At 54.8% G+C, this 22916-nt stretch carries 19 protein-coding genes; 8 read left to right on the top strand and 11 right to left on the bottom strand.

Annotation, left to right across the window (positions count from 1 at the left end):
* Window positions 1-395 precede the first annotated feature (395 nt).
* The gene (locus tag RA29_RS23365) at window positions 396-533 is read right to left on the bottom strand and encodes a hypothetical protein (protein WP_193743610.1); all 138 of its coding nucleotides are present in this window, start codon (window positions 531-533) and stop codon (window positions 396-398) included.
* 3 nt (window positions 534-536) lie between these two features.
* Between RA29_RS23365 and RA29_RS20765 the strand changes: the two genes are divergently transcribed.
* The gene (locus RA29_RS20765) at window positions 537-1496 is read left to right on the top strand and encodes an RHS repeat domain-containing protein (protein WP_039689691.1); all 960 of its coding nucleotides are present in this window, start codon (window positions 537-539) and stop codon (window positions 1494-1496) included.
* 720 nt (window positions 1497-2216) lie between these two features.
* Window positions 2217-2966 (top strand): metallophosphoesterase, encoded by a 750-nt coding sequence (locus RA29_RS20760; RefSeq protein ID WP_241462676.1) that lies wholly within the window; start codon window positions 2217-2219, stop codon window positions 2964-2966.
* Between the two features lie 64 nt (window positions 2967-3030).
* Here the strand turns inward: RA29_RS20760 and RA29_RS20755 are convergent, their stop codons facing one another.
* From RA29_RS20755 to RA29_RS20730, 6 genes are all read right to left on the bottom strand, one after another.
* A complete protein-coding gene (locus tag RA29_RS20755; protein ID WP_039689689.1) occupies window positions 3031-3285 on the bottom strand; it encodes a hypothetical protein in 255 nt (84 codons plus the stop codon).
* A 147-nt stretch (window positions 3286-3432) separates the two neighbouring features.
* On the bottom strand, window positions 3433-4083 hold the full coding sequence (locus tag RA29_RS20750) for a rhomboid family intramembrane serine protease (RefSeq protein WP_193743609.1): 651 nt from the start codon (window positions 4081-4083) through the stop codon (window positions 3433-3435).
* 68 nt (window positions 4084-4151) lie between these two features.
* Window positions 4152-5420 (bottom strand): hypothetical protein, encoded by a 1269-nt coding sequence (locus tag RA29_RS20745; protein WP_193743608.1) that lies wholly within the window; start codon window positions 5418-5420, stop codon window positions 4152-4154.
* A gap of 8 nt (window positions 5421-5428) precedes the next feature.
* A complete protein-coding gene (locus RA29_RS20740) occupies window positions 5429-6043 on the bottom strand; it encodes a polysaccharide biosynthesis/export family protein (RefSeq protein WP_039689685.1) in 615 nt (204 codons plus the stop codon).
* 180 nt (window positions 6044-6223) lie between these two features.
* Entirely contained in the window at window positions 6224-8536 is a 2313-nt protein-coding gene (locus RA29_RS20735) for a tetratricopeptide repeat protein (protein WP_206540162.1), read from the bottom strand.
* Window positions 8537-8746: 210 nt separating this feature from the next.
* Entirely contained in the window at window positions 8747-9550 is an 804-nt protein-coding gene (locus tag RA29_RS20730; protein WP_241462675.1) for a sugar transferase, read from the bottom strand.
* Between the two features lie 421 nt (window positions 9551-9971).
* Here RA29_RS20730 and RA29_RS20725 point away from each other — a divergent pair, with 421 nt between their 5' ends.
* Genes RA29_RS20725 through RA29_RS20715 form a run of 3 tightly spaced genes read left to right on the top strand, consistent with a single transcriptional unit; the run spans window position 9972 to window position 13307 of the window.
* Window positions 9972-10856 (top strand): AAA family ATPase, encoded by an 885-nt coding sequence (locus RA29_RS20725; protein WP_039689724.1) that lies wholly within the window; start codon window positions 9972-9974, stop codon window positions 10854-10856.
* On the top strand, window positions 10853-12469 hold the full coding sequence (locus RA29_RS20720) for a Wzz/FepE/Etk N-terminal domain-containing protein (RefSeq protein WP_039689680.1): 1617 nt from the start codon (window positions 10853-10855) through the stop codon (window positions 12467-12469). The genes RA29_RS20725 and RA29_RS20720 overlap by 4 nt, the downstream gene beginning before the upstream one ends.
* Window positions 12470-12491: 22 nt before the next feature.
* Window positions 12492-13307: a CpsD/CapB family tyrosine-protein kinase gene (locus tag RA29_RS20715; RefSeq protein ID WP_052249847.1), complete on the top strand. Its 816-nt coding sequence runs from the start codon at window positions 12492-12494 to the stop codon at window positions 13305-13307.
* An 84-nt stretch (window positions 13308-13391) separates the two neighbouring features.
* Here RA29_RS20715 and RA29_RS20710 read toward each other — a convergent pair whose 3' ends face one another.
* The 4 genes from RA29_RS20710 to xrtD all read right to left on the bottom strand — a co-directional run bounded on the left by RA29_RS20710 (window position 13392) and on the right by xrtD (window position 17071).
* A complete protein-coding gene (locus RA29_RS20710; RefSeq protein WP_039689679.1) occupies window positions 13392-13904 on the bottom strand; it encodes a VPLPA-CTERM sorting domain-containing protein in 513 nt (170 codons plus the stop codon).
* Complete coding sequence (locus tag RA29_RS23360; RefSeq protein ID WP_193743607.1) at window positions 13834-14289, bottom strand: hypothetical protein; 456 nt, start codon at window positions 14287-14289, stop codon at window positions 13834-13836. The genes RA29_RS20710 and RA29_RS23360 overlap by 71 nt, the downstream gene beginning before the upstream one ends.
* 240 nt (window positions 14290-14529) lie before the next feature.
* A complete protein-coding gene (locus tag RA29_RS20700; RefSeq protein WP_039689676.1) occupies window positions 14530-15477 on the bottom strand; it encodes a sulfotransferase in 948 nt (315 codons plus the stop codon).
* Window positions 15478-15481: 4 nt separating this feature from the next.
* Window positions 15482-17071 carry a VPLPA-CTERM-specific exosortase XrtD gene (gene xrtD / locus RA29_RS20695; RefSeq protein WP_039689674.1) on the bottom strand — a complete coding sequence of 530 codons (1590 nt, stop codon included), beginning with the start codon at window positions 17069-17071 and terminating at the stop codon, window positions 15482-15484.
* Window positions 17072-17376: 305 nt separating this feature from the next.
* Here xrtD and RA29_RS20690 point away from each other — a divergent pair, with 305 nt between their 5' ends.
* From RA29_RS20690 to RA29_RS20680, 3 genes are all read left to right on the top strand, one after another.
* A complete protein-coding gene (locus RA29_RS20690; RefSeq protein WP_082029655.1) occupies window positions 17377-18468 on the top strand; it encodes an acyltransferase in 1092 nt (363 codons plus the stop codon).
* 401 nt (window positions 18469-18869) lie between these two features.
* The gene (locus RA29_RS20685; RefSeq protein ID WP_152613106.1) at window positions 18870-19958 is read left to right on the top strand and encodes a hypothetical protein; all 1089 of its coding nucleotides are present in this window, start codon (window positions 18870-18872) and stop codon (window positions 19956-19958) included.
* Between the two features lie 196 nt (window positions 19959-20154).
* Complete coding sequence (locus RA29_RS20680; protein ID WP_193743604.1) at window positions 20155-22911, top strand: calcium-binding protein; 2757 nt, start codon at window positions 20155-20157, stop codon at window positions 22909-22911.
* Window positions 22912-22916: the final 5 nt, after the last annotated feature.

Below are 22916 nucleotides of genomic sequence, written 5' to 3'. Positions count from 1 at the left end.
CTGCTGGTTTGATTGCTATGCTTTGGTTTTCCTGGGGCTTATTCTCTGCACTTCTAGTATCATTTGCAGCATATGGTGCTCAATGGACATCAAAAAAGTTTAGCGAAAGTATTAGTTGGCGAGCTGATGTAGCGACGATCATTGCAGTTAATCTTTGTGCTTGGGGGCTAGTTGAGGTCGGCCTTCCGGGTATTTTATTCGCGCTGTCTTATCCTCCTCTCATCTTTCTTCTTCACCGAGTTTAAGCTTAGCCGCCTCAACTTGAGGCAACCACTGCTTCTTCGCCGTACGGCGGCGAACAACTAACGCAGGGGCAAGTCTGCGGCAAAGTCACGCGAGCCTCTATCTTATGGTGGCTGTGCCAAGGATAGATCGGAAGACGTCACCATGCGCGGCTAACCCATGTTGATACCGTAGGGACCTACAAACACGGCAGCTTCGAATACCATCCGTCCGGACATCAGGTCACCGTCCATCACGGGGAGGGCGGCGACGGGTTCGAGAAGCTTTGGTTCGACGCATTCGGGCGCCACATCATGACCTCGGATGCGGCGGGGCGGTTCTCACATCGGCGTTTCGATGCGACCGACAACTCCGTTGGGGGGATCGATGCAAACGGCCAGTCACGGCGCTACGGATATGACGCGCACGGCAACGTTCAGAGCGCGGTCGATGAAGAGGGCCGCGAGCACTTTACAATTTGGAAAGATGTCGGGGATCCCATCACGCAGCTCGGTCCCGATGGTGGGGCCTGGGACTATACTTATGATGAGCGGGGGAACCTTGCGCAGGTCCGCAGCCCGCTGGGGTCCGTCACAGACCTGCGGGTGAACGCCGTAGGCCAGACCATTGAAGTCATGCGGCATGACGGTCTGATGGAGTTCCGTGGCTATGACGACAACAATCGCCTGACATCGATCATCTACTTCGGCGGGGGCGAGACGACTTTCGAGTACGATGCGTTCAACCGCGTCGTTTCCATCACGGACCCTGCGGACGGTATCGCCAGCTCACCATTGCGCGACCGATGGTCGATCATCACGATCGGTTGTGATTTTGGACCTCAAGACGTCGTCCTCAATGCTTTCTCAGAAGCAGAACTCGAACTAGGTCAATCAACGATAGTTGGTGCTCTGGATGATCAAGATTTGATGGTAATCGGGGTCGCGTTCCGCAGTGTACGCTCGCTAGCTGGTCGTTCTGATTTGGCGAACTGGAACAAGAATGCTTTTATGTTGGAGCAGCTCTTAGCATCAAGCGAACTCCCTTCCGTTTTACATGAGTTAGAACTGGCAGATGCTTGGGCAACCCGTAGAGCTGCCGCTACGCCACCGAACCATCGTCGAGGCTCAGCAGCGGCAAAAATTGGCACTTTGAGGCTCTCCTCACCAACCATCATTCCAGGCAGTGGGGACATCGACGCTGAAGGAGAGCGCGATTGCTGGAACATCCACGCCAGCTTCTTAGCCAGTTGCCCGTGGCGTGGACAGAAATGATGGCGGCTGCGCTACTCCCAAGAGAGCGGCAAAGAAGAGAGGGCCTCCTGGGTCCATCAAGCTGTTTTGAGTCAATCACTTCATTTCACGATGCCGGAATTCGAGATGAATTCAGGTTTACTGATAGCTCACCCCATCGACTTGGCTGGGCTCAGATCGAGCTCAAGTACTTGGACCGGTAGGGCCACAAACCCCTTGCACCGGTCAAAAATGATCTTTTTTGACATACTTCCCTAGGTCCAGCGCAGCTATTGCTTGCGGGTTCTGCTCATCGAGGCTGCTGAAGATCTATCTAGGGAAGCGTCTCTTTGGTTCTCAATTTAAGGGTCGATTGGTTGCCACCGTTCGGCCCTGTTTTTTAGGATACGCCTCCTTCGTGCCTGCTATTTGTCCGAGACAACAGGGCCGTGCTTTGCATCGGATGATTTTACCTGATAAACAGGCCGCCAGCCTCTTTCGCGGTCTAACGCCGTTTACTTTCGGTATTGTGCGCAATGTGGCGTGAAATAGCAGGACTAACGCAAAGTATCCTTTTATTTGAGTGGGTATAGGTGAAACATATACGCTAAGAAATTGATTTCACTACAAAATAATGAGGGGCAATAGAGTGAAAAGAACGCAAGCGGGAGTACCGCTAAGTATCCGTACTCAAAATCTCAAGAAATCAGGGCGACCGGGAAAGGCGAGGCTTTGCATTTAGAGGCGTAGGCAATAGGTAGATTGCTCACCGATCTCCTGTTGATGATCCGCATGCTGTCCCGATTTTTTGGCCGATATCCCATCGAATTGCTCAAGCCGCGCAGGGCGCTGGCGGTCATTGGAGATGTGCATGGATGTGCAGATCTTTTGGCAGAGGCGCTGGCCTATGCAGGGGACCGGTTGACGATCTGTGTGGGCGATTACGTGGATCGGGGGCCAGACAGTGCTGCAGTGCTGCAGTTGCTGATGGAGCAGCCTAACATTCTATGCCTGGGCGGTAACCACGAAGAGATGTTGCTGCGCTTTCTTAACGATCCTCAGGGGTCTGGGGCGGCGTGGCTGCGCCACGGTGGGGACTGCACAGTGCGTAGCTTTGGTTTGGACCCGCGCGCGGCGGAGACGGGTGCGGCTGCTTTGTCGGACTTGCGCGACGGGTTGCAGGAGGCCATGGGACCAGAGGCGATCGCGTGGCTGCGCGCGCGGCCAGACAAAGCCGTTTTTGGCAACTTGGCGGTAGTGCATGCGGGTGCTGACCCGCGCGTCCCAATTGATGAGCAAGACGGCGCGACACTGCGGTGGGGGCATCGGCGGTTTTCCCGGACGGTGCGCAAGGACGGCATTTGGGTTGTGCATGGCCATACGGTTGTCCCCGAGGCCAAGGTAAGTGCCGGGCGTATTGCCATTGACACAGGGGCCTATGCGACGGGCCGCCTGACACTTGCCGAGTTGAGCGATGGTCAGGTGTCATTCACTGAGTTTGGCGCTGGCTGAAGCCGCGGAGCGGGCTTTTCCATTAAGGCATTGTTTAAAAGGTTTTGCGCAGGTCTTGATTGACCTAGTGCTCGGCCGCATTGGTGCGTGCTATATCTTTGGCATGGAACGCTCGCGCGGTTTTCAGCCGGGCGGTACGCGAGTGGGCACTGGCTTGAACGTCTCGCGACCAAGCCCAGAGGATCGCGAACATCATGCCAAAAATACTTCCTAGAACGTAAGCCAGTAGAGCCAACCAGATGCCTGCTCCGGTGGCGACAGCAGCGGTCGTAGCGATAAATCCGACACCGATACTCGTGCCAATGAGAAATGCAATCATATCCGCTCTCAAGACCAATCTACAAAGCCTAGTCATTACGAAGTGGGGTAAACAAACACTTACGTACAGTGGGAATCTAATAACACTTTTTACGAGAATTTTGAACAGCCGTGCTTTCGCGTACTGTCAGTAAAACAAACACAGGCCTCACACCGTGCGCGGCCTGCGGTGGTTTCGGAAGAGATAGGCCAGCGCCGCACCCGCAATAAAGCCCGCCAGATGTGTCTGCCAGGCCAGTGCACCTTGCTCGATGATGAGGGTCACGACATTCAGGAAAATCAGAGCGATGACAATGGTAAAGGCGGCGCCAAGGCGCCCAGGCAAGACAAAGCGCAGCACGGTCCACGCGCCAACGAGGCCAAAAACGCATCCAGAGGCCCCAATCATCGGTGTGGGGTCGGACGCCAGCAAAAAGAAACCGAAAGCGCCGCATATGGCAGCCGCCAGCCACAGAACGCCAAAACGGCCGAGCCCAAACCGTGCTAGAAGGGGAGGGGTCAGCCACAGCGTCACCAGCGCGTTTCCCAGCATGTGCATAAGCCCCGTGTGCAGCACCGCGTAGCTGAGAAACATCACCCAGGGTTGGGCGGCATAATTTGGTTGCCAGTCGCGCAAAAGACCGGGCCAGAAAGCCCCGTATTGCACCGACAAGACCCGCCAGGTCCGGGACCCGATCCAACCAAGCTCTGCGGCGTAAATCAGGATTTCCGGCAGACAAATCAGCGCGAGCAACAGCCACAGGCAAACCCTTTCGTCAATTGTGTGACGTCCGTGTTGCTGCGGGGCAGGGGGAGGCATGGGTCTTTGCTTTGGTTTTGGGCTTCGCATGCGCGGGAACACGTCCCCGACTGTGCCATGTGATGTCCTTAGCGTCGAACCAAAAGATCGCGCCGTAAAGTGATGCTGAGCCGGTTGTCGCGGGCGGTGTCGCCTTCGTCCTCCTCGCGCAACCGGTGCTGTAGAGCCACGTTCAGGTCCCAGTCGCGGGTGATCGCACGCTGAATGCCCAACGACACAACGCCAAAGCTGCCATCATCCCCGCCGCCGTCGCTGTCGCGGTCAGTGAAAGAGAAACTGGTGTTGAGCCCGGTCAGTGGCGAAAGCTGTGTGGTGTAGCCCAGGCGCACAGTCGTAACGTCCTGTTCTTCGTCATCAACGTTGGACCGCAAGGTCCGGGTGAGATTTGCGCTGAGCTCGCCATTGCGTAACGAACGGGACACGTCAATTTCGCCCGTAGGCCGGACACGGCCTGTGACACCACGGGTCACGCCAAAGAGGCCGGTAAATGCCCATGCGGCGCTTTCTATCGTGCGGCCTGCGCTGAGAGTGTAACGGGTGCCATCTTCGGTGTCTGTGACGTTGCTGCGTACCACAGCGTTGCCGTTGGCCAGATCGCGCCGCAACGTGCCGTCAATGCTGAACGTTTCGCGGCGCCCCTCGGCTGTTCCGAAGTCTTCAAAGGTGCTGAAACGGGTATTGAGAAAGGCCTGGGTGTCGGGGGCCAGGTTAAAGCGGAACCGTGCACCCAAGCGGAATCGGTCCTGATCTGTCAAGTCGGGATCGTCGGCGTCACTGAAGCGGCGTGTGGTGAAGCCTGCAGACAGGGTGACCCCAAATGGGGATTGTCGCCTCAGTTCAAGCGCCACATCACCGCCGACGCGCTGCTGTGTGCCAGTGTCTTCGAGCAGATCAAAATCGGCAGTGTTTTCGTTGAATTGCAGTTCGCTGGACGAAATATCCTGTTCCTGGAAAAAGAGGTCCGCCGTCAGTCGGGCATCGCGCGCTTCCCGGGAATAGGCCAGGGCCAGCCGAGGTTCGAAAATGCCGTCCGGCAAACTGTTATCTTCAGCCCCTGTGACCGAACGCAGACCAATGTCGCCGCTGAATTCCAGCTCTTGGATTGGGGTTGCAAAGCGCGTCAGGAAATCCAGCCGCGAGGTCAATTCGGTAGTGCTGCCCGTGCGGTCAACATCGAGGCCGCGGTTGCTGCTGGTGGCGACGCCTGTAGTGATCCCCAATTGCAGGAGGGGCTCTTCCGACTGTTCCTGGGCAAAGCCCAAGCTGACGGATAACAGGCCCGCACAGAGGCAGAGCCCCCCCAGTGCAAGGCAAGACGAAACGCGGGCTTTCCCCATCGAACGGATCATTCAAAAAGGCGGCGTGCCGGCACCAGAATGACATCGCCATCCTGCAGCTCGAACGTGGAGTTGGTCGTGGCGCCTTGTGTGATGGCGTCATAATCCAGCGCAAAGACTGTTTGAATACCGGTTTTGGGATCAGTACGGCGCAGTTGCACCCGTTTTGTCGCAGCAAAGGGAGAAAAGCCGCCCATTTCTGCAAAGGCCTGCAGGAGAGTCGATCCAGGCTCCATCTCGACCCTGCCGGGCCGTTCCACCTCGCCCAACATGAAGACGGCGATGGTGATAGGATCAATTTCTCGGAAAGGCTCTTCGGGCGCCAGCTGTTCGAGGCCGACAAACACCGTCGGCATGGAGGCAAAGTTAGAGCGAAGCCGCTGTGCTAGCGTGCCTTGCACCGCTTCGACTGAACGGCCTGCAGCGCGGATAGATCCCGCCAATGGAACGTTGATGCGGCCATCGGGGGCAACCAGGACGGAACGGTTTAGTGTTTCGTCCTCTACAACTTCGATGCGTAGGACGTCTCCCGGTTGGATGCGGTAGGTCTGTGCTGTGGCCAAAACGGGGAGGCTGATCAGAGTAGCGATCAACCAGCGTAGAACATGCCTGCGATACATCATGCTGTATGCCTCATTTTTTTTCGACCTTATGCGTTGATGAGTTTGGTCGAGTTGCGTGTGGGATTATTATTGGTCACGACCGAAAAATCATAGAGCCATGATTAATAATCGGGCAGTGGGACTCCAGTGCTTGCGCGTCTGCAACACTCTTTCGCTGTGCGCAGCGGCATTTGGGCCCGATCAGTTGTTTTGAAGGCTTTGCAGGGCGTCGCGTGCCCGAGCGATTTGCGGCAGGGTCGTGTCTGGTCCGGCCAGCTCAATCGCTTGGTTCAGTGCGGCTTGTGCCGCTTCATTGCGGTTCAGTGCGGCGTAGGTCATGCCAAGGTGAAACTGTACCAGCGGGTTGTTCGGCAGCCCCGCTGCTGCCGGTTCAAGATAGGCCAGCGCTTCGTCCAAATCACCTTGTTGAAAAGCGATCCAGCCATAGGTGTCTTGCAGGGCAGGGACATCGGTTCCGCGCAGACGGCGGGCGACGGTGGCCGCGCGCGCCTGGCTTTCGGGGTCGTCGCGGAAGGTGCTGAGCAAGCTGGCCAAGTTATTGGCTATAATCAGGTTATCCGTGTTGAGTGTGTAGAGCGTTTCGTAGATCTCAATCGCGCCTTCGATGTTGCCTTGCCGTTCCAGTTCTCTGGCTTGCAGTGCAAGGAGGCGCGGGGCCTCGGAATTCACAGTTAGAGACGCACTGAGTAAGGCGCTTGCATCATCAAGGCGGTTTTCGCTGCGCAACTGCGCATAGAGTTGAGTGATGGCAGGTTCGTAGTCGGGCTCTTCGGCAATGAGTGCGCGTAGAATAGTCTCGGATTCGCCTGAGTTGCCCTCGGCCACGTTCAGTGCGGCATCAATCCGGCGCAACTCCCGGTCGGGGTTGCCGCCTTGAAGCAGACCATCGAGGTAGGTGCGTGCTTCGTCCACTCTGCCAGTTCGCAGTTGTGTTTGGATAACGGCATACACGGCGCGCGTATTCGCGCCCCCGGAGCCAGCCTGTTGCTGTAGGATGGCCAACCCTTCGTCTACGCGGTCTTGTTGCAAAAGCAAGGCGCTGCGCAGTCCTTGCAGCAAGTCAGGCGCACGCGGTTCATCCGAAATTCTCTGCAAGTCTGCGATGATCCCGCGCACGAGACCAAGGGCGTTGTCTTCGAGCGCCAGCTGCGCGGACAGGCCCAGCACATCGACATTGGTTGGATTAGCGTTGCGGGCGTCGGCGAGCACGGTACGCGCCGCTTCGCGACGGTCATTGCGCAGTAGGAAATTGGCATAAAGCAGCGATTCCCGTGTTCCGGCGTTTGACACGTCGACCGCAGTGGCCAGGCGTTCGCCCTGTAGCTCGATACTGCCATTGCGCTCATGCGCGCGGGCCAACAGAAGCAGGATGGACGTATCCCGCGGGCTTTGATCCAGCGCGCGCCGCAAGTCGATGATGGCCTCGCCCGCTTTGTCTCCTTGAATCAGCAATTCGGCCCGTAATTTCAACGCGGCAACGTTCGAGGTGTCACTTGCAAGAATCTGTTCGATTAGCGCGCGACCGCCAACCTGGTTGCCGCTGCGTAGCAACATGGTGGCCAACGTGCCCTTGATCTGACGGGTTTGATCGGTGTCTGGCGCATCGGTCAGTATGTTTTGCAGTGCGGCAATTGCCTCTTGCGTGTTACCATTTTCATAGTCGAAACTTGCACGAAGCGCGCGGTAGAAACGCTGGTTGTCCGGTTCCTCGGCGTTGGCGGCGATCAGGCGTTCAACTTCGGCCAGTGCGGCGTCGCGGCCGCGGGCCTGCCTGATCAGCTGAATGAGTGTCACAAACCCTTCGGTTTCGCCAGTATCCTCGCCCGCAAGATTGCGCAGGAACGCCTCGGCCTGGTCGAAGTTCTCGCGGTGCAGGTAGAAGGTGATCAGCGACTGCTGGACTGTTTCGTTTGTAGGGAACTGCTTGAACATGGTTTGCAGCAGTTGTTCGACTTCAAAATCGTCCTGGAGTGCTTGGAGTGCCTGCAGCTTGACGACGTAGTAGCGGAGTTCGTTAGGTTCCTGCGCGATGGCTGCATCGAGGTGCAAAATCGCTGCTGAGGGGCGATTTGAGTAGAGTTCGTGCGCGATGAGAAGGCGGCGGCTGATTAGGTCAATAGGATCGGCTTGAAGCAGCTGTTTGGCCTCTTCGGCCAGGGAAGTCCGTTTGGCTGCTGACTCGTCCAAAGCGGCTTGACGGTAATCAAGCGCAACACGGATGGGTTGCGTGATAGGGGCTTCGGGGGCCAGTTCGATGGCCCGGCGGCCGTGCCGTTCCGCCTCGTCCCAGTTTTGCAACGCGATTGCCATACGCGCCAATGCCTGTCGAACATCAGCAAGGTCAGGATACTGCTCGGCCAGCCGCAGGTATTGTCCGTAGGCCGCGTTGGTTTTGCCCTGAGCTTCTAGGATTTGGGCCAACTGGCGGCGTGCATCTTCATGTTCTCCGTCGAACCGGAATACGTTGCGGAATTCGACAGCTGCACGATCCATATCGCTCTCAGCCAACAGGCTGAGCCCGGACTGATAAAACCGCTCGGCTTTTTCATCGGAGTCTTCGCATGCGGCAAGACCCAACATGGCCAATAAGGCAAAAACGGTAAGGCTACGACGTGACATGCTGCTTTGTACTGCTGAAACGCGTTTTGAAAAAGGCAGAAGCGTGGTTTTTCAAGGAAATATGATTGATTGCAAGCCGCTAGGTCAGTGACCTGTTCCGCGTAAAACAACCCGCACAGTGGCAACTAGGGTTATGAAATCGGTCTTGAATGATAGCTCGCGGTTGTAGCGTGCATCATAGAAAGCGCGATCGGCAAAGGAGGTCTCATTGCGGTCGGAAATTTGCCAGAAGCCGGTGATACCGGGGCGTACCTCGTAGTAATCGCTGCCGGGGTAGAGCGACTTTTGGTCTTCCATCATAGGACGGGGGCCGACCAGCGACATTTCACCCTTTAACACATTGAAAAGTTGCGGCAGTTCGTCGAGCGACGATTTGCGCAGGAAACGGCCCAATGATGTAACGCGCGGGTCGTTGATTAGCTTTTGCTTGGTCTTCCATTGGGCGCGCATCTTGGGGTTGTCCTGCAGATAGGTTTCGAGGACCTTGTCTGCTTCGTGCACCATGGACCGGAGTTTCCACATATAAAACACGCGCCCGTTCATGCCGATGCGCTTTTGTCTGTAAAATGGCTTTCCGCCTTCGCGTGAGACCAGAACCGCGAGTACAAAGATTAAAGGCAGGATGCCAGGCAAGCTGAGCACCACCAGCAGGATGTCCAAACCGCGCTTGGCCACATTCCGGTAGAAACCGGACGTTTGCGTATGGTTCACTTGACGTTGGCGGTTCACGGCATTGGCTGTTTCACCAATGCTTGCCTTGCGAATGTCTCGGGCAGACAAAAACATCGATGTCTGACCAATGTGGCGGGCCGATGTAGGACCAGGCAATAGTCCGTCCGCGGGAGAACTGGTGGCGGTCAGAGGCAACGAACTGGTCTTCTCGGGCATGTAACTATGTCCTTACTGTGTGTCACGCCTTGTCGCGTAAAATACTAAATTACATAAAGTTGGCGGATATTCGCTCTTACCAACTTTGGAGTGGTTTATCCACGGTCATCCACCGTTTTTGATTCAAATTTGGGATTAAAATATGGCAATGCCGTGAAGTCGCGCATAAAAGTACCGTAACGATAAAAAAGCTATGTTAATCATGGTACTTACGTGTGCAAGTAATTCTGTGGCGGGTACAATCCCCGTGAGCAGAGCGCCGATTTACTGCAGTCAATGATTCTTTGCTACGATATTGGGAAGTATCGGCGGAAATCAGTAGGAGCAGGCGGTCAGATCGGTTAACGAGATGCGGAAGGCTTGGTCGTGCGCGTCCACGAATGGTGCGACTCACCTAACCGCAGCATCGGTGACAGGACAGATGAACACACTTGATATATACACACGTCATTTCGGGATGCGCGAACGGCCTTTCAGCCTCGTCCCGGATCCGGACTTCCTGTTCTGGAGTCCGGCCCACCAGCGCGCTTATTCGGTCCTGGAATATGGGATCATTTCGCGTGCGCCGATCACCATGCTGACGGGCGACGTGGGGGCCGGAAAGACGACCCTCGTCCATCAGCTGCTGAATTCGTTTAATGAAGATGCCTGCATCGGTCTGGTGTCCAATGCTCAGGGCGACCGCGGCGAGTTGTTGCGTTGGGTCATGTCTGCGTTTGATCAGCCGACCGACCCGTCGGCCGGCTACGTGGACCTGTTTGAACGCTTTCAGGCCTTTCTGATTCAGCAATACTCATTGGGCCGCCGCGCCATTATCATCATTGACGAAGCCCAGAACCTGGATCGAGAGAACCTTGAAGAGTTGCGGATGTTTACCAACATTAATTCGAACAAGGACGAGCTGTTCCAACTCGTGTTGGTGGGCCAACCCGAGTTGCGCGACACGGTCATGAAGCCGGAACTGTCACAATTTGCGCAACGGGTCGCCGCGCATTTCCATCTGAGCCCGATGACATTGGAGATTACCCAGGAATATATGAGCGAACGCCTGAACAAAGCAGGTGGATCCCTCGATATCTTTACTACTGAAGCCTGCCAGATTATTTTCGAAAACTCTGGAGGGGTGCCTCGTATTGTTAACCAGTTAGCTGATCTGGGTTTGGTTTACACGTTTGGTGGAGGTGAGCATACGGTGACAGCAGCAATAATGAAGCAGATTCTCACAGACGGCGTTTTCTTTGCCGGCGCCGCCAAGGCCGAAGCAGATGCATTGAGGCTGGTCGACCCCGTTTCCAGGAAGTCGTGATCTTGGACCTATCGTTTTACTTTGCTTTGTTTGTGCGGCGCTTGCCGTATTTTCTGATCCTGACGGTGGCCGGTACAGCTGTTGGTGTTGGTTTGGCGCTGACCTTGCCTCCCACGTTTCAGGCCGAGGCGCGGCTTGTGGTCGAATCCGAGCAAATTCCGGATGAATTGGCGGCCTCTACAGTGCGGACAGAGGCCAGCGAGCAGCTCCAGATCATCGAGCAGAGGATTTTGACTCGGGACAACCTGCTTGAGATGGCCAACCGCTTGAACATCTACGCCAATCGGGAGGCAGAAGAGGGCGAACCGCTGCGCCCGGATCAGATTGTGAGTGATCTGCGGGAACGAATTGATATCCGTATGCGGGGCGGGAGCCGCCGAGGGACGGTTAACGCAACCCTTGTTGACGTCTCTTTTACCGCGTCATCTTCGGCTCTTGCCGCGCGTGTCACCAACGAGGTGGTGACACTGATGTTGGAAGAGAATGTGCGGATGCGCACCGGGGTGTCTGGCCAAACGCTTGAGTTCTTTGAACAGGAAGTGGCCCGCCTGGATGAAGAGTTGGCGCGTCGTGGTGCGCAGATCATCGCGTTTCAGGAATCCAACAAGGAAGCACTGCCAGACAGCCTGGAATTTCGTCGAGGTCAGTTGGCGGCCGCTCAGGAACGTGTATTGCAACTGACCCGCGAAGAGGCGGCTTTGTTGGATAGGCGTCAGGGACTTGTGACGGTGTTCGAGACCACGGGCAGCGTTGGATTGCTGGCGCCCGAGGCTCGTCAGAATCTGACGCCGACGGAACTCAAATTGCGTGAATTGGAGGAACGCCTAGCCTCTTCTGGTGCGGTGTTGGCGTTTGATAATCCACGCCTCCGTGTGTTGAGGGCACAGATTGAGGCGCTCAAGGAACAGGTTGCCGCAGAAGCTGCTGCAACTGCAGGTGTGACGACTGCGGATCAGAAATCGGACGCGGGGTTGTCTCTTTACGATCTGCAGCTTGCCGATCTCGACAACCAGTTGGAGTTTGTCGTCGAACTGCGGTCCGAGATCGAAGCCGAAATGGAACTGCTGCTAGCCACGATCGAGGCAACGCCTGCCAACGCGATTTCCCTTGATACCTTGCAACGGGATTTTGCAGCGACGCGGGAGCAGTATGATCAGGCAGTTGCCAACCGGGCTCGTGCCGAAACCGGCGATATTATTGAAGCTCTGTCAAAAGGCGAACGTATTTCGGTGATTGAACAGGCCGTGCCGCCAGAGAATCCGACCAGCCCGGATCGCCCCCGGTTGGCGATTGCGGGCCTGGGCGTTGGCATGATGATGGGTCTGGGTCTCATCGTTCTTTTGGAACTGCTCAACACCGCTATTCGCAGACCTCAGGACATTGTGCAGCGGTTGGATGTGACGCCGCTTGGGACGTTGCCGTTTATTCGCACGCGCGTTGACCGCGTCAAACGGCGCTTACTGTTGATCACCATTTTGGCGTTCGTTGGGGTCGCAGTCTTTGGCGGGATGTGGGTAATTGACAACTATGTCATTCCTATTGACCGCTTGTTCGAAGCGATCCTTGAACGGTTGCCAAACATCAATTTCAGTATCCCAGCGCAAGACAGCTGAGCGCGAAAGGGCCGTTACGAGTATGGAAAAGATACAGTCTGCGATTGCGAAGGCCCGGGCGGAGCGGCAGCATGTTTCTCCCACCCGGCCGCTGTTTCACCATCGCGACTATGATCAAGATCATAGCGAAACGGCGTGGGCTGCGCTGCCGTTGATTGAGCCCAGCATGAAGCGTTTGCGTTCTCAGCGGATCGTGACACTTGATCGTGTTGGTGAGGCCGCAGCTTTTGACAAACTGCGCACCCGGATGCTGCAACAGATGCATGCCAACAACTGGCGGCGGGTGGCCATCACATCGCCCGGTCCGTCGAGTGGCAAGAGCACTGTTTCTATGAACCTTGCTTATAGCATGTCGCGTCAAATGAAGAGTCGGGTGATCCTGAGTGAGTTGGATCTGCGCAAGCCGTCAATCATGAAGTCTTTGCGCCTGAAGACTGACCGCGATTTTAGCAAAGTGATCCAACACACCAGTCCTTTTGCAGACGAGGCAGTGCGGTTGAAGTCTAATTTTGCCTTGGGTGTGTTGCAGCGCCCGGTCGAAGCGTCGGCTGAGATCTTACAGAATCCGCAACTTGAGGACACGTTGCAGCAAATTGAAGCGGATTATGATCCGACGATTATGATGTTCGACTTGCCGCCGTTTCAGGTCAGCGATGATGTGATGGCGTTCGCCACAAAGGTGGATTGTGTGCTGATTGTTGCTGCGGCAGAGCAAACCAAAATTGATGCGCTTGATGTATGTGAACGCGAGTTGGCGGACGTTACGAATATTTTGGGTATTGTCCTAAACAAGTGTCGTTATGAAACAGAAGACGCATCATATAACTACTACGGCTAAATTAGATGGGTTACGCTGCATAACCTAAACAAAAAAAGCAGCCTTCAGGCTGCTTTATCAATATCACTAGGACAAGCTGATTGCTTACGCAGCTTTCATTTGTTTCCTGCGCGCAACAAAACCTGCAGCAAACAATCCAGTCAACAGCATACCGCCGGCAGCAGGAAGCGGTACTTCTGCAGTCGCAAGCGTCGCTGTAATCGAGATAGGCGCACTTACGCCGGTTTCAGGTGGCGCAAAAAATACCGTCAGAACATCACCACCAAACAAGCGCGGCAGCGAAAATTCATCTTGGCTCACGCCGGCGGATGTGCCGGGGAACACAGTGAGATTGTTAGCAAGGGTGCCGTTCTGTAAGATACCACTTACAGATGTAATTTCAAAACTTACTTCGCTAACGTCGAGCGCATCACCCACGCCAAACACGAGTGCGGTTGCATCCAGCGCACTTTGGATTTCGAAATCGAACGAAATACCACCTCCACCAGGCAACAAGAACCCGGCTTGAGGAGTGCTGTCACCCGGCTCAACCGGCACAGCATACGCCGCCACCGGAAATGCCAAAGCCGAGACAGCAGTCAGCAGCAACTTTTTCATAACTAGTCTCCACGAACACTTCATATCGGGAACTGGTCCCGTCGTAATAATGGTTAACATAGGCTTTCTTTGCGGCACAAGCAACTTCGATGTTTTCATTGGTAGTTAAGCCCATATGTGCGGTTCCTGGGCGTTTGTAACGATATAGGAACATACAAAATCGCCTAAGCGCTCGTTTTGTTGACCAAATTTCAACAATAGCGTGTAATTTCACTGGGTTTGGGAATTGATAGCGCTGGCCGATTCGAATCGCCTGGGCGTTGCGTAATGAGCGATGATGCCGTTTGGTCCGTTTTTTTTGTGTTAATGCACGTGAATTATTCCTGCGCCCCAATAGACGTTCCACAAAAAGGAGAGGGCGATGAATGACGAATTCAAAAACCATGCAACGGGCCTGAGCGCACCCGCCCGGGACGCAGAGCCTATCATACCTGACGATGCAATTGACCTGTCAGTTGCTACTCGTGCCCTATACATTGGCGAAGCCGGAAGCGTGCAACTGCGTATGGTGTCTGGTCAGGACGTGACGTTAGCGAATGTGCAAGCCGGTGTAATTTACCCCTTGCGCATCGCACGGGTCATGGCCACTGGCACAACTGCGTCGGGTCTAGTGGCTTTGCGCTGACTATTTGAGGTGCTGGATCGTGATTTGATCCATTTGCTCTTTAAAAGATCGGTGCAGCCCGCGCATGCGGGCCCACCGCGTTACCTTCTCTGCCCAGAAGATGACAAACCCGAAACGACGGATGCCAAACTTCCACACAGCTATCTTGTTGGTGAGGCCAAGCGCGATGCGCCGCGTGATTGGCGCCGGTGTGCGCGGATATGCTGGCGTATAGCCGCGGCGCTGCATCATCGGTCCTGCGCGAAATTCCACATCCATCAATTCCCGGGGCGTGCTTTTGCGCCGCCATTGCTCGGTCAGTTTGGGGTCAGGCGGACCGTAAGTGGTGTTTTCGTGGTACTGTAGCATGGCCGGATCATAGTCGCAGTGCATGAATGAGCAGACGGCCCTGAGTGTCCTTTCGGTGCGGCGAAACAGATCTTCGTAGGTGAATTCTTCAATTTGTTGCTTTGCTATATTTAATGTGGCGTCGTCCCACGCCTGTTCCGTTTCGATCCAGTGTCCGACGCCGTGATAAAGTGTACCAACCCAGCCCATCCCAATCGACGACCGGGCGACATCGCGCGGATCGCGCAGCATGTGGATGATTGGTGCATGAGGCAATACTTGCAGCATACGGTCTACGCTGCGGTGAATATTGATGCTGAGCACTTGCCCAAGGGCGCGAGCCTGAAGCTGATCTAGAAAGCTGTTGAGCAGGTCAAGACCGTCCATGCCTGCAGCAATGTCGAGCCTCTGCTTCTTGAAGATACGTCCGGCGCGTAGGGCGTCGATTTGGTATCTCCAACCGGTTGGATGTGACGTGTCCGGAAGCAGATGGTCGAAGAGAAAGTCCATTTCGCCCGGATTGCTCATACGGGGATGCGCATTCAGCATGAGCCGAAACACGGTCGTGCCCGAACGCAGGGCACCGTAGACAAAAAAGATGTCCGATCTGTCAAGCGCCACTGGGTTACTCCGGAATAAAGCGCGGCAGGACACCCTGCATCTCAAGGAACACCGATTTCAGCCGTGCCTCGGCCTCCTGTTCCGTTTCGTCTGAATTGATTGGTGTCAACAAGCGGACAAGTGCTCCGTCTGTGCGCCCCGTCGTGATGCCATTCCAGAAGAGCCAGAATTTTGCCGCGAAGTCCCACGCGATATGGCGACCCTGCTGTTCGAACCAGTAGTAACCGATCATGCGGGTCTGTCCCTGTTGGACAACCGCGCGGTTCAGATTGAATGGTTCTGTTAAACCAAGCTCGGGAGCGATGTCGACACGTTCGAGCCAGGCAATCTCCCAACCGGCGCCTGGTAGACATACTTCTGGCGAGTGGGTCCCACCGTTGGATTGATCATCATACCAGGCCATGAACAGGCCCACGGGCGCATCGGCGGTCGGACTACTGAGCGTGACAGAGTGGTAGTCGTCTGCACCCAGGACCACCTCCACGCTTTGTTCAAGCGAGATACGTTCGGACGATCGCCAATCGCCCAGTGTGCTCGGGAAAATCGCAAAGGGATCCCTAGGCACGTCAACGGATGTGACCGCGGGGCGTGCCTGCCATACTGCCGCCGCGGCGACCATCAGCATCGCTGCGGCGATCATCGGGCGCGACGCCTGCACCAGCGTCAGGCGTGCTGCTTGAGTTCCCAGGCCAGATGTGTCGAGATCAAGTGCATCAGGCAACGAAGGACGGTCGGGGTTAAAGCGGAGCATAACCCATGCCAGTGCAAACAGCATGAAGATGCAAATGATGAAGACCACCCATCCTTCGAAGAAGTGCGTGAACCCTTCGAGGTGTTCGACGCCCCATTCGTTTGCAATCCAGCCGCCGACCGCGATGCGCGCTGAATTCATCACAACTGTGATGGGGGCTGCAGCCAGCAATAGAACGGCCTTATGCCACATCGGGCCGCGGTAGATGACCGCAAAGATGTAGGAGAAGGATAGGATCGGGAACAGGTAGCGCAGGCCTGAGCACGCCTCGGCCACGTGTAGTTTCAGAACGCCCAGGTCAATGATGTTGCCCGACAGATACACGGGCACGTCAATTATCTGTAGCAGCCACACGCCCAACTCGGACGACACCATTTGCAGCCACGTGGACAGTTTATAATAGAGCACCCCCGGAAGCGGCAGCATGTACACAAGATGAACCACTGGCGGCCAGAAATGACGTCCGGTGCGCCAGCCGAAAGAAATCAGCAGGATGGCTGCCACCCAGAGGATCAAGGCATAGGCGACGATGTCGTCAATCTTGCTGAGTTTGCCAAGCAGGGCGAAAACAATGGACAGGCCAAGCAGCCAAAGCCCAGGTTGGCGGTCGTGTACGGCGCCGTAGTTCGGCGGAAATTCCTTGAGCTGCCGTAGGAAGAGCAGTGCGGAGAGGACCGGTATAAGCGGACCATGGCTGTATTCGGGCAGCTGCCATGCGACAAGCAGCGCCTCAATCCCTTCCCAAAAGAAACCGATGGCGGCAAGAGTGGCCAGGGTAAGCCAGAACAGGCCAGGGTGGAATACTGCTGCGAGGCCTGACTTGTCGGATGAAGCGTACGCCATAATTGTCGTCTCTTTAACTCTACCTAGCGGACTTGGTGTCCTGACTTCACGACATCGCAGATGTCTTAGCGTATTATATGGCGGAGATACAGCAAAACCGCGGCAAGTTAACTATGCAGTGATTTGTTGGTCACTGGAGGTGCGGTATGTACCAGACATATCAAGTTATGGATCATGTCGGGTGTTAGGTGCGAAATTGAGCATTCGATAGATCAATTGTTTAAATCGCCGACAAAGCGTGTTTCTGACGCTTCAGGCCCAAATGAACAAGATTCTCTTTGTGCGGGAGCGTGATCGCGCTATAAGTGTGTTGGTGGGTAAACCGGTGCCCAAAGCGTGTGGGAGCGCTGCGGGTTGGAGTTACAGTCCTGGCGCGAACTACCCTGCACCCCCGTGGCGACCTTTCTATAGATACGATCCGAGCACTGGCTTGTCTGGCGCTTGTGTCATTTCATGTCGTTGGGAATTCATCACAGTCTGGTATGGAATTGCCCGATGACCATTGGTTACGGCTTGTGAACCTGACCTTTGCTGACATGCGCATGCCGTTGTTCAGTTTTCTGTCTGGTTTCGTCTTTGTGTCGCTTGCCCGCACGGACAAAGAGCCGGAGGAGTTGCTGTTGTCCAAGGCCAGGCGCCTGCTTGTCCCGATGCTGTGTGTCGGTGGTTTGTTCTGGCTGGCGCGAGATTTGTCAGGGCATGTGCAGCAGCCTGTTTTGTCCATTGCCATCATGCCTTTTGCGCATTTTTGGTTCCTTCAAGCGACATTTCTTATCATGTCCGTTTTTGTCGTGCTGACATGGCTTAGCGGGCGGCGAGATGTTTATGTGGCAGCGCTCTTGATGGTGTTGGGGGCTGGTGCGTGGATCACACGGGCGGTCCCGCCCGAAAACGTCTTTTCTGTCATTCAGGCGTTGTACTTGATGCCATTCTTTATGGCGGGGTATCTCACCCGATGCTTTGGTATGCCGAAGATCGACAGGAGTTGGACTGCTTTTGTCTTGGCGGTGCTGATTGGTGTTGGTGCGTTACTGGCAACAGATGCCGTTTCAGTACAACCATTTTGGCGGCGCTGTCTGACCGTGGCTTGCGGGCTGATATTCTGCTTTACGCTGCTGTCGTTGCAGCCAAAAAGTGTGACACTCGCCCGGTTGGGGAAAATGTCATACGCGATTTTCCTGTTCCACGTTTTTTTCACGGCGGCGGCGCAGGCAGCCTGGTTGGTGCTGTGGCCAGATGTGTCTGACCCCGTAATGTGGATCAGCGGCATCGCCGTAGGCGTGATTGGGCCCATTCTGGTGTACCATTTGATTACATCCAACGCCCTGATATCTTTTGGTCTTCTTGGGATAAAGATCCCCTCACAACGACCAGTTGGCGCCACCAAGTCTGCTTAGTGCGTTGTACGCTTAGCTGCCAAGTTAGCGGCGTTTAAAGTGACGGCATCCGTTGCGCAATCGGGCGGATTTACGGTCGGTCAGTTCAGGTCATATAAACCCGAGTTTTGGCATTCCTGTGCGCCGTTGTCACAGGGAGGCCATTCATGGACATCAGCTTTCAGAACACTGCGTTTACGCCATCCTATGGTTGGCGTTCTGCGGAGACTGTTGTGTCCGCACCGGGTTTGGCTCCGATCCCTGGGATTTTAGACGCCCCAAACATCATTGTTCTGGGCGCTTCGATTATGGATTCGGCCTTTGGCAGTGGGCAGGTCTTGCGTCCCGAAATGCAGGCCTACGCTGCTGCAGCCGGGTTTACTGGCACATTGCACGCCCGCTCGCAGGCGGGTGAACGGATCGTGGATACGCAGACACGATTGGCTGATGTTCAAGCAGAGCCAGCCATTGCTGCCACGGCGGGCCAAAACCTGTATTTGGTACACACGGGTGGGAACGATGTGTCTGCCCACCGGCCGTGGCCCGGCAACGAAACTAGTTTCACCGCAGACTACACTACTTTGATGCAGGATATCACATCAACTGACCTTGTGGTGCCGATGCCTCTGACTAAGCGCATTTATGGCAGCGATGCAGTGCCACCTTACTCCGAAGCAAACTCCGTCGATCCAACCGATCCTGCAACTGAGATCAACGGGTCACGGCCATACAACGAGAACATCATTTATTCCGCAATTGATCAGTACGCCCCGAATTGGCGGGCAGTGGGGCAAGTGCCTTATGTGAACCCCTACGAGCTAGCAGCGCGTTACCCGCAAATTGTGAATTCAGATGGCATTCATGGATATGGTGCGTCTTTGGGCCGGTACGTTCTGGCGCGCGTTGCAGGCCGCGCATTGGGGATGTCATCAGGGGCCAGTCGGACGGGACGCGCGTTCCTGTATTCACCGCAGAGGGGCGACCCGACCAGCATGACCATCGGGTCCATCAACAGGTTTATCTCGAACGGGAACGGGATTTTCCAGAACAATCCGTTGCTGTGTGGTGCGGTGGACGTAAGCGGATCATTTGACCCGTTTATCGAAGTTTTGACGACAGACGTGTTCCAAAACGGGTCCAACAATGCGGGAACGGAAACCTTTGCACGGATTGCGGATACCCGGTTTCACGACCCGGAGATCGTTAACAACGGAATCTACGTGCAAGGTACTCAGGTCTACAACATGACCTTCGCTCAACTGACCCCAAACGACACAGTCCGCGTTTCGGCCGTAGGTGTGCGTAACGCGGGCAGCGCAAACCGGCGCGCCATGGTTTCCTTGAGCACCGGCGAGACACTTGAACTGGATGCATCCAATGTTGCGGTGTCCAACCAGGTCACGTTTACTGCCGTAACCGTGCCTGCTGATGGACAAGTGACCTTGAGTTTGTCTGTCGCTCCAGGCAGCACGTACGGATACTTGCACGGCGTTTTGTTAGAATTTCTGTAGCGAGTGCAACATTTTCTGCCGCTATCTGCACCATGTAGATGGCGACAGCCTCACGTCATGCTAGGATCGACATGAATGCTCTCAAGTCGTGAAAGGTTCCGGTATGACATCTTCGAAGTTGCAAGCTGAGCCGTGTTATGTGTTCGCATTGTTGAACTCTCGTTTGGCTGGTTTGCTTTTGGTGGGACTACTCTTCATGACATCCGCATCTGCACAAACATCTGCCGAACCAGCTAGAGGTTTGACAAACCCGACTCTCGCGTTGAACCTTTCGCGAGTAAGGGACTTTTATCCGGGACTTCAATTCTTGGATCTGGCTCGCATGATGCGGCCGTGGCGTGCAGTCAAACATGGCCAACCGCATTCCGCAGGCTTGTCAAACGAAGAACTGCAGCAGTTAGGACACCTAGATGCAAATGGTTGGCCAATCAGGCTTCCAAAAGGACAAGATGCGCTCTGGACGGTAATGACGTGGAATGACCTTCCACAAGATTCACCGTTGGCACGTGGGCGGTACATTCTACGATACGAAGGGGTTGGGACAGTTAAGCTGCATAGAGATGCACATGTTGTTTCGCAGCAGCCAGGATTGATAATCTTTGACAATCGTAAAGGGAAAACATTCACGATTGAAATAACGCGCACTGATCCGTTGCGGAACGGGGATTACGTTCGCAACATCTCCATTGTAGCAGAGCGTCATCTTGAGTTGCATGCAGCGGGTGCAACCTTCAATCCTGATTGGCTGCGGCTTATTCAAGATGCACGACAAGTCCGATTCATGGATTGGGGAGAAACGAATAATTCTAAAATCGTTAACTGGGAAGATCGCTCAACTCCGCAAAGCGCCAATAATTTCCGCGTGCCACTTGAGCATATGGTGCAGCTGGCAAACGAGATTGGTGCGGAACCCTGGTTCACAATGCCTCACATGGCAAGTGAAACATATATCCGCAACTTCGCAACCTATGTCCGCGACCACATGGACCCGACACTGCCGATACGTGTTGAGTACTCTAATGAAGTTTGGAACTGGAGATTTGAACAGGCGCATTGGGTATTACAACAATCGATCAAGGACTGGGGTGAAGAAAGGCAACCTGCATACCATACAAAAAAAGCAGTTGAGACAGCTTTGATCTGGAATGAAGTGTTTGGGGAAATGGCTGACATGCGCCTTGTTCATGTACTAGGTGCGCAAGCCATCAATACCTGGCGAACACGTATTGCAATGAAAGCAGAGGCATGGCGTGAAAATGAGCCCGATGCATTTGTTGCCCCGGAATCTGTTTTTGATGAATTGGCAATTGCACACTACTTTGGCGGCACGTTGATGCGCAACGAACAGGAACAAATACATCTTTTGAACACGATTAAGTCTCCCGAAATTAATGCTATTAAGTACCTTGCCGAGCGTTTGCGAGATCCTTCGTATAGCCATTCCTTACCTGACCTTCAGAGCCGGTGGCGGGAGCATGCCGAATTGGCGAAGACATATGGCCTTAAGCTAACGGCGTATGAAGGTGGGCAACACGTTCACCATCACAGTAGAACGCCCAACCTCAGCGACGAAGATCGTGCTCTATTGGAAGAGTTCATGGTCGAATTTGTCCGAAGTGAGGAAATGGCTGAGCTTTACCGGGAAAGCTGGTATATTTGGTCTGAAATAAGTGATGGACCGTTTATGCAATTTGGCGACATGACAACGCCTACAAAGTGGGGATCGTGGGGAATTTACGAGGGCCTAAACATCACAACAAAGCGAGGTAACCTAATTAATGCGTTGAATGCAGAGCAAGACCCTTGGTGGGAGAGCGCGAAGCCCAACGCCAGTTTTCAGCATGGGGTTACGAAACATGCTTCGGCTCAGGCCGATACTTTGACCGGCACCGACCAAGAAGACTACATTCTAGCTGGTGATGGAGATGACAGAATTGTTGAAAGCGCCGGTGATGATGGAGTTCACGGGGGCAATGGCATGGACACCGTACTTCTGTCCGATGTTTCTGGTGCCTATCGCATTGAGCCCAAGGGCGGCGGTTACAAGGTGTCCGGGCCACAGGGTCGCGATTTTTACGTCTCTGTAGAACGCGTGATTTTTGGGACGGGCGAACCGATCATTTTGGCAGACTTACCGGTCGGCGCCGATGGCGCTTTGATCCTGCCCGAACAAGATGCGCAACTGGAAATTCCGCCTAACTTTGTCGTCCCAGAAGTTAGAGGTGGCGTCGTTGATGCAGCTGACTATGCAGGCGTACTGGTGCCAGTGGGAGGCACTGTAAGTGCCATCAACAGATGGTCCGCCTTAGGCATTGAATTAGGTCTGAACGCAAGATCAGGTACAAAACCCGCATACTTTATTTCCGAAGCCGGGGCTGAAGCCATAGTGGGAGATCAAGTGATCACGCCCAAGTACCATGTTGTGAATGAAAACCGTTTGTCACCCGGGAGCCCACCTTTGACCGACAGCGCGATTACAACTGCACGCCTTCTCGGTTCCATCGCATTGAATGTTTCCGCTATAGTTGGAAGCCCGCAGGATGACCGTTTCTTTGGTCGCGGAAGTGGTGAGGCATTCTGCGGAGGCGAAGGTAACGATTACATCGCGACTGCTGCTGGCGATGACATTGTTGAAGGTGGCGACGGCAAAGATAGCCTTATCACCGGTTCAGGAGATGACACGCTTGATGGTGGCAAAGGAAATGACCGTCTGCGCGGAGAGGGCGGGAAGGACAACTATCTTTTTAATGCAGGATGCGGACACGACACGGTGCAAGGGTTTACCTTAGACGACAAGGTCGTCCTGTCCAATTTCATAAATGATGATCAAACTGTTGATGAAATCGCGACTGATACCGAAAGTGGTCTGTTACTCGTACACGGTACCGATTCAATTCTGTTTGAGGGTCTCAGCCGCGCAGACCTCTCCTGGATGACCATCTTGCGTGATTAATTGGC

Source organism: Tateyamaria sp. ANG-S1 (assembly GCF_000814025.1).
Classification (GTDB): domain Bacteria; phylum Pseudomonadota; class Alphaproteobacteria; order Rhodobacterales; family Rhodobacteraceae; genus Tateyamaria.
This window is presented reverse-complemented; position numbering and strand designations above follow the sequence as displayed.

Coding starts and splice junctions, on each gene's coding strand:
- RA29_RS20755 (WP_039689689.1), bottom strand. CDS start 3,285: ATGATTGCATTTCTCATTGGCACGAGTATCGGTGTCGGATTTATCGCT.
- RA29_RS20730 (WP_241462675.1), bottom strand. CDS start 9,550: ATGCCCGAGAAGACCAGTTCGTTGCCTCTGACCGCCACCAGTTCTCCC.
- RA29_RS20765 (WP_039689691.1), top strand. CDS start 537: ATGACCTCGGATGCGGCGGGGCGGTTCTCACATCGGCGTTTCGATGCG.
- RA29_RS20750 (WP_193743609.1), bottom strand. CDS start 4,083: ATGCCTCCCCCTGCCCCGCAGCAACACGGACGTCACACAATTGACGAA.
- xrtD (WP_039689674.1), bottom strand. CDS start 17,071: ATGGCGTACGCTTCATCCGACAAGTCAGGCCTCGCAGCAGTATTCCAC.
- RA29_RS20740 (WP_039689685.1), bottom strand. CDS start 6,043: ATGATGTATCGCAGGCATGTTCTACGCTGGTTGATCGCTACTCTGATC.
- RA29_RS20725 (WP_039689724.1), top strand. CDS start 9,972: ATGAACACACTTGATATATACACACGTCATTTCGGGATGCGCGAACGG.
- RA29_RS20680 (WP_193743604.1), top strand. CDS start 20,155: ATGACATCCGCATCTGCACAAACATCTGCCGAACCAGCTAGAGGTTTG.
- RA29_RS20745 (WP_193743608.1), bottom strand. CDS start 5,420: ATGGGGAAAGCCCGCGTTTCGTCTTGCCTTGCACTGGGGGGGCTCTGC.
- RA29_RS20735 (WP_206540162.1), bottom strand. CDS start 8,536: ATGGATCGTGCAGCTGTCGAATTCCGCAACGTATTCCGGTTCGACGGA.
- RA29_RS23360 (WP_193743607.1), bottom strand. CDS start 14,289: ATGGTTTTTGAATTCGTCATTCATCGCCCTCTCCTTTTTGTGGAACGT.
- RA29_RS20710 (WP_039689679.1), bottom strand. CDS start 13,904: ATGAAAAAGTTGCTGCTGACTGCTGTCTCGGCTTTGGCATTTCCGGTG.
- RA29_RS20715 (WP_052249847.1), top strand. CDS start 12,492: ATGGAAAAGATACAGTCTGCGATTGCGAAGGCCCGGGCGGAGCGGCAG.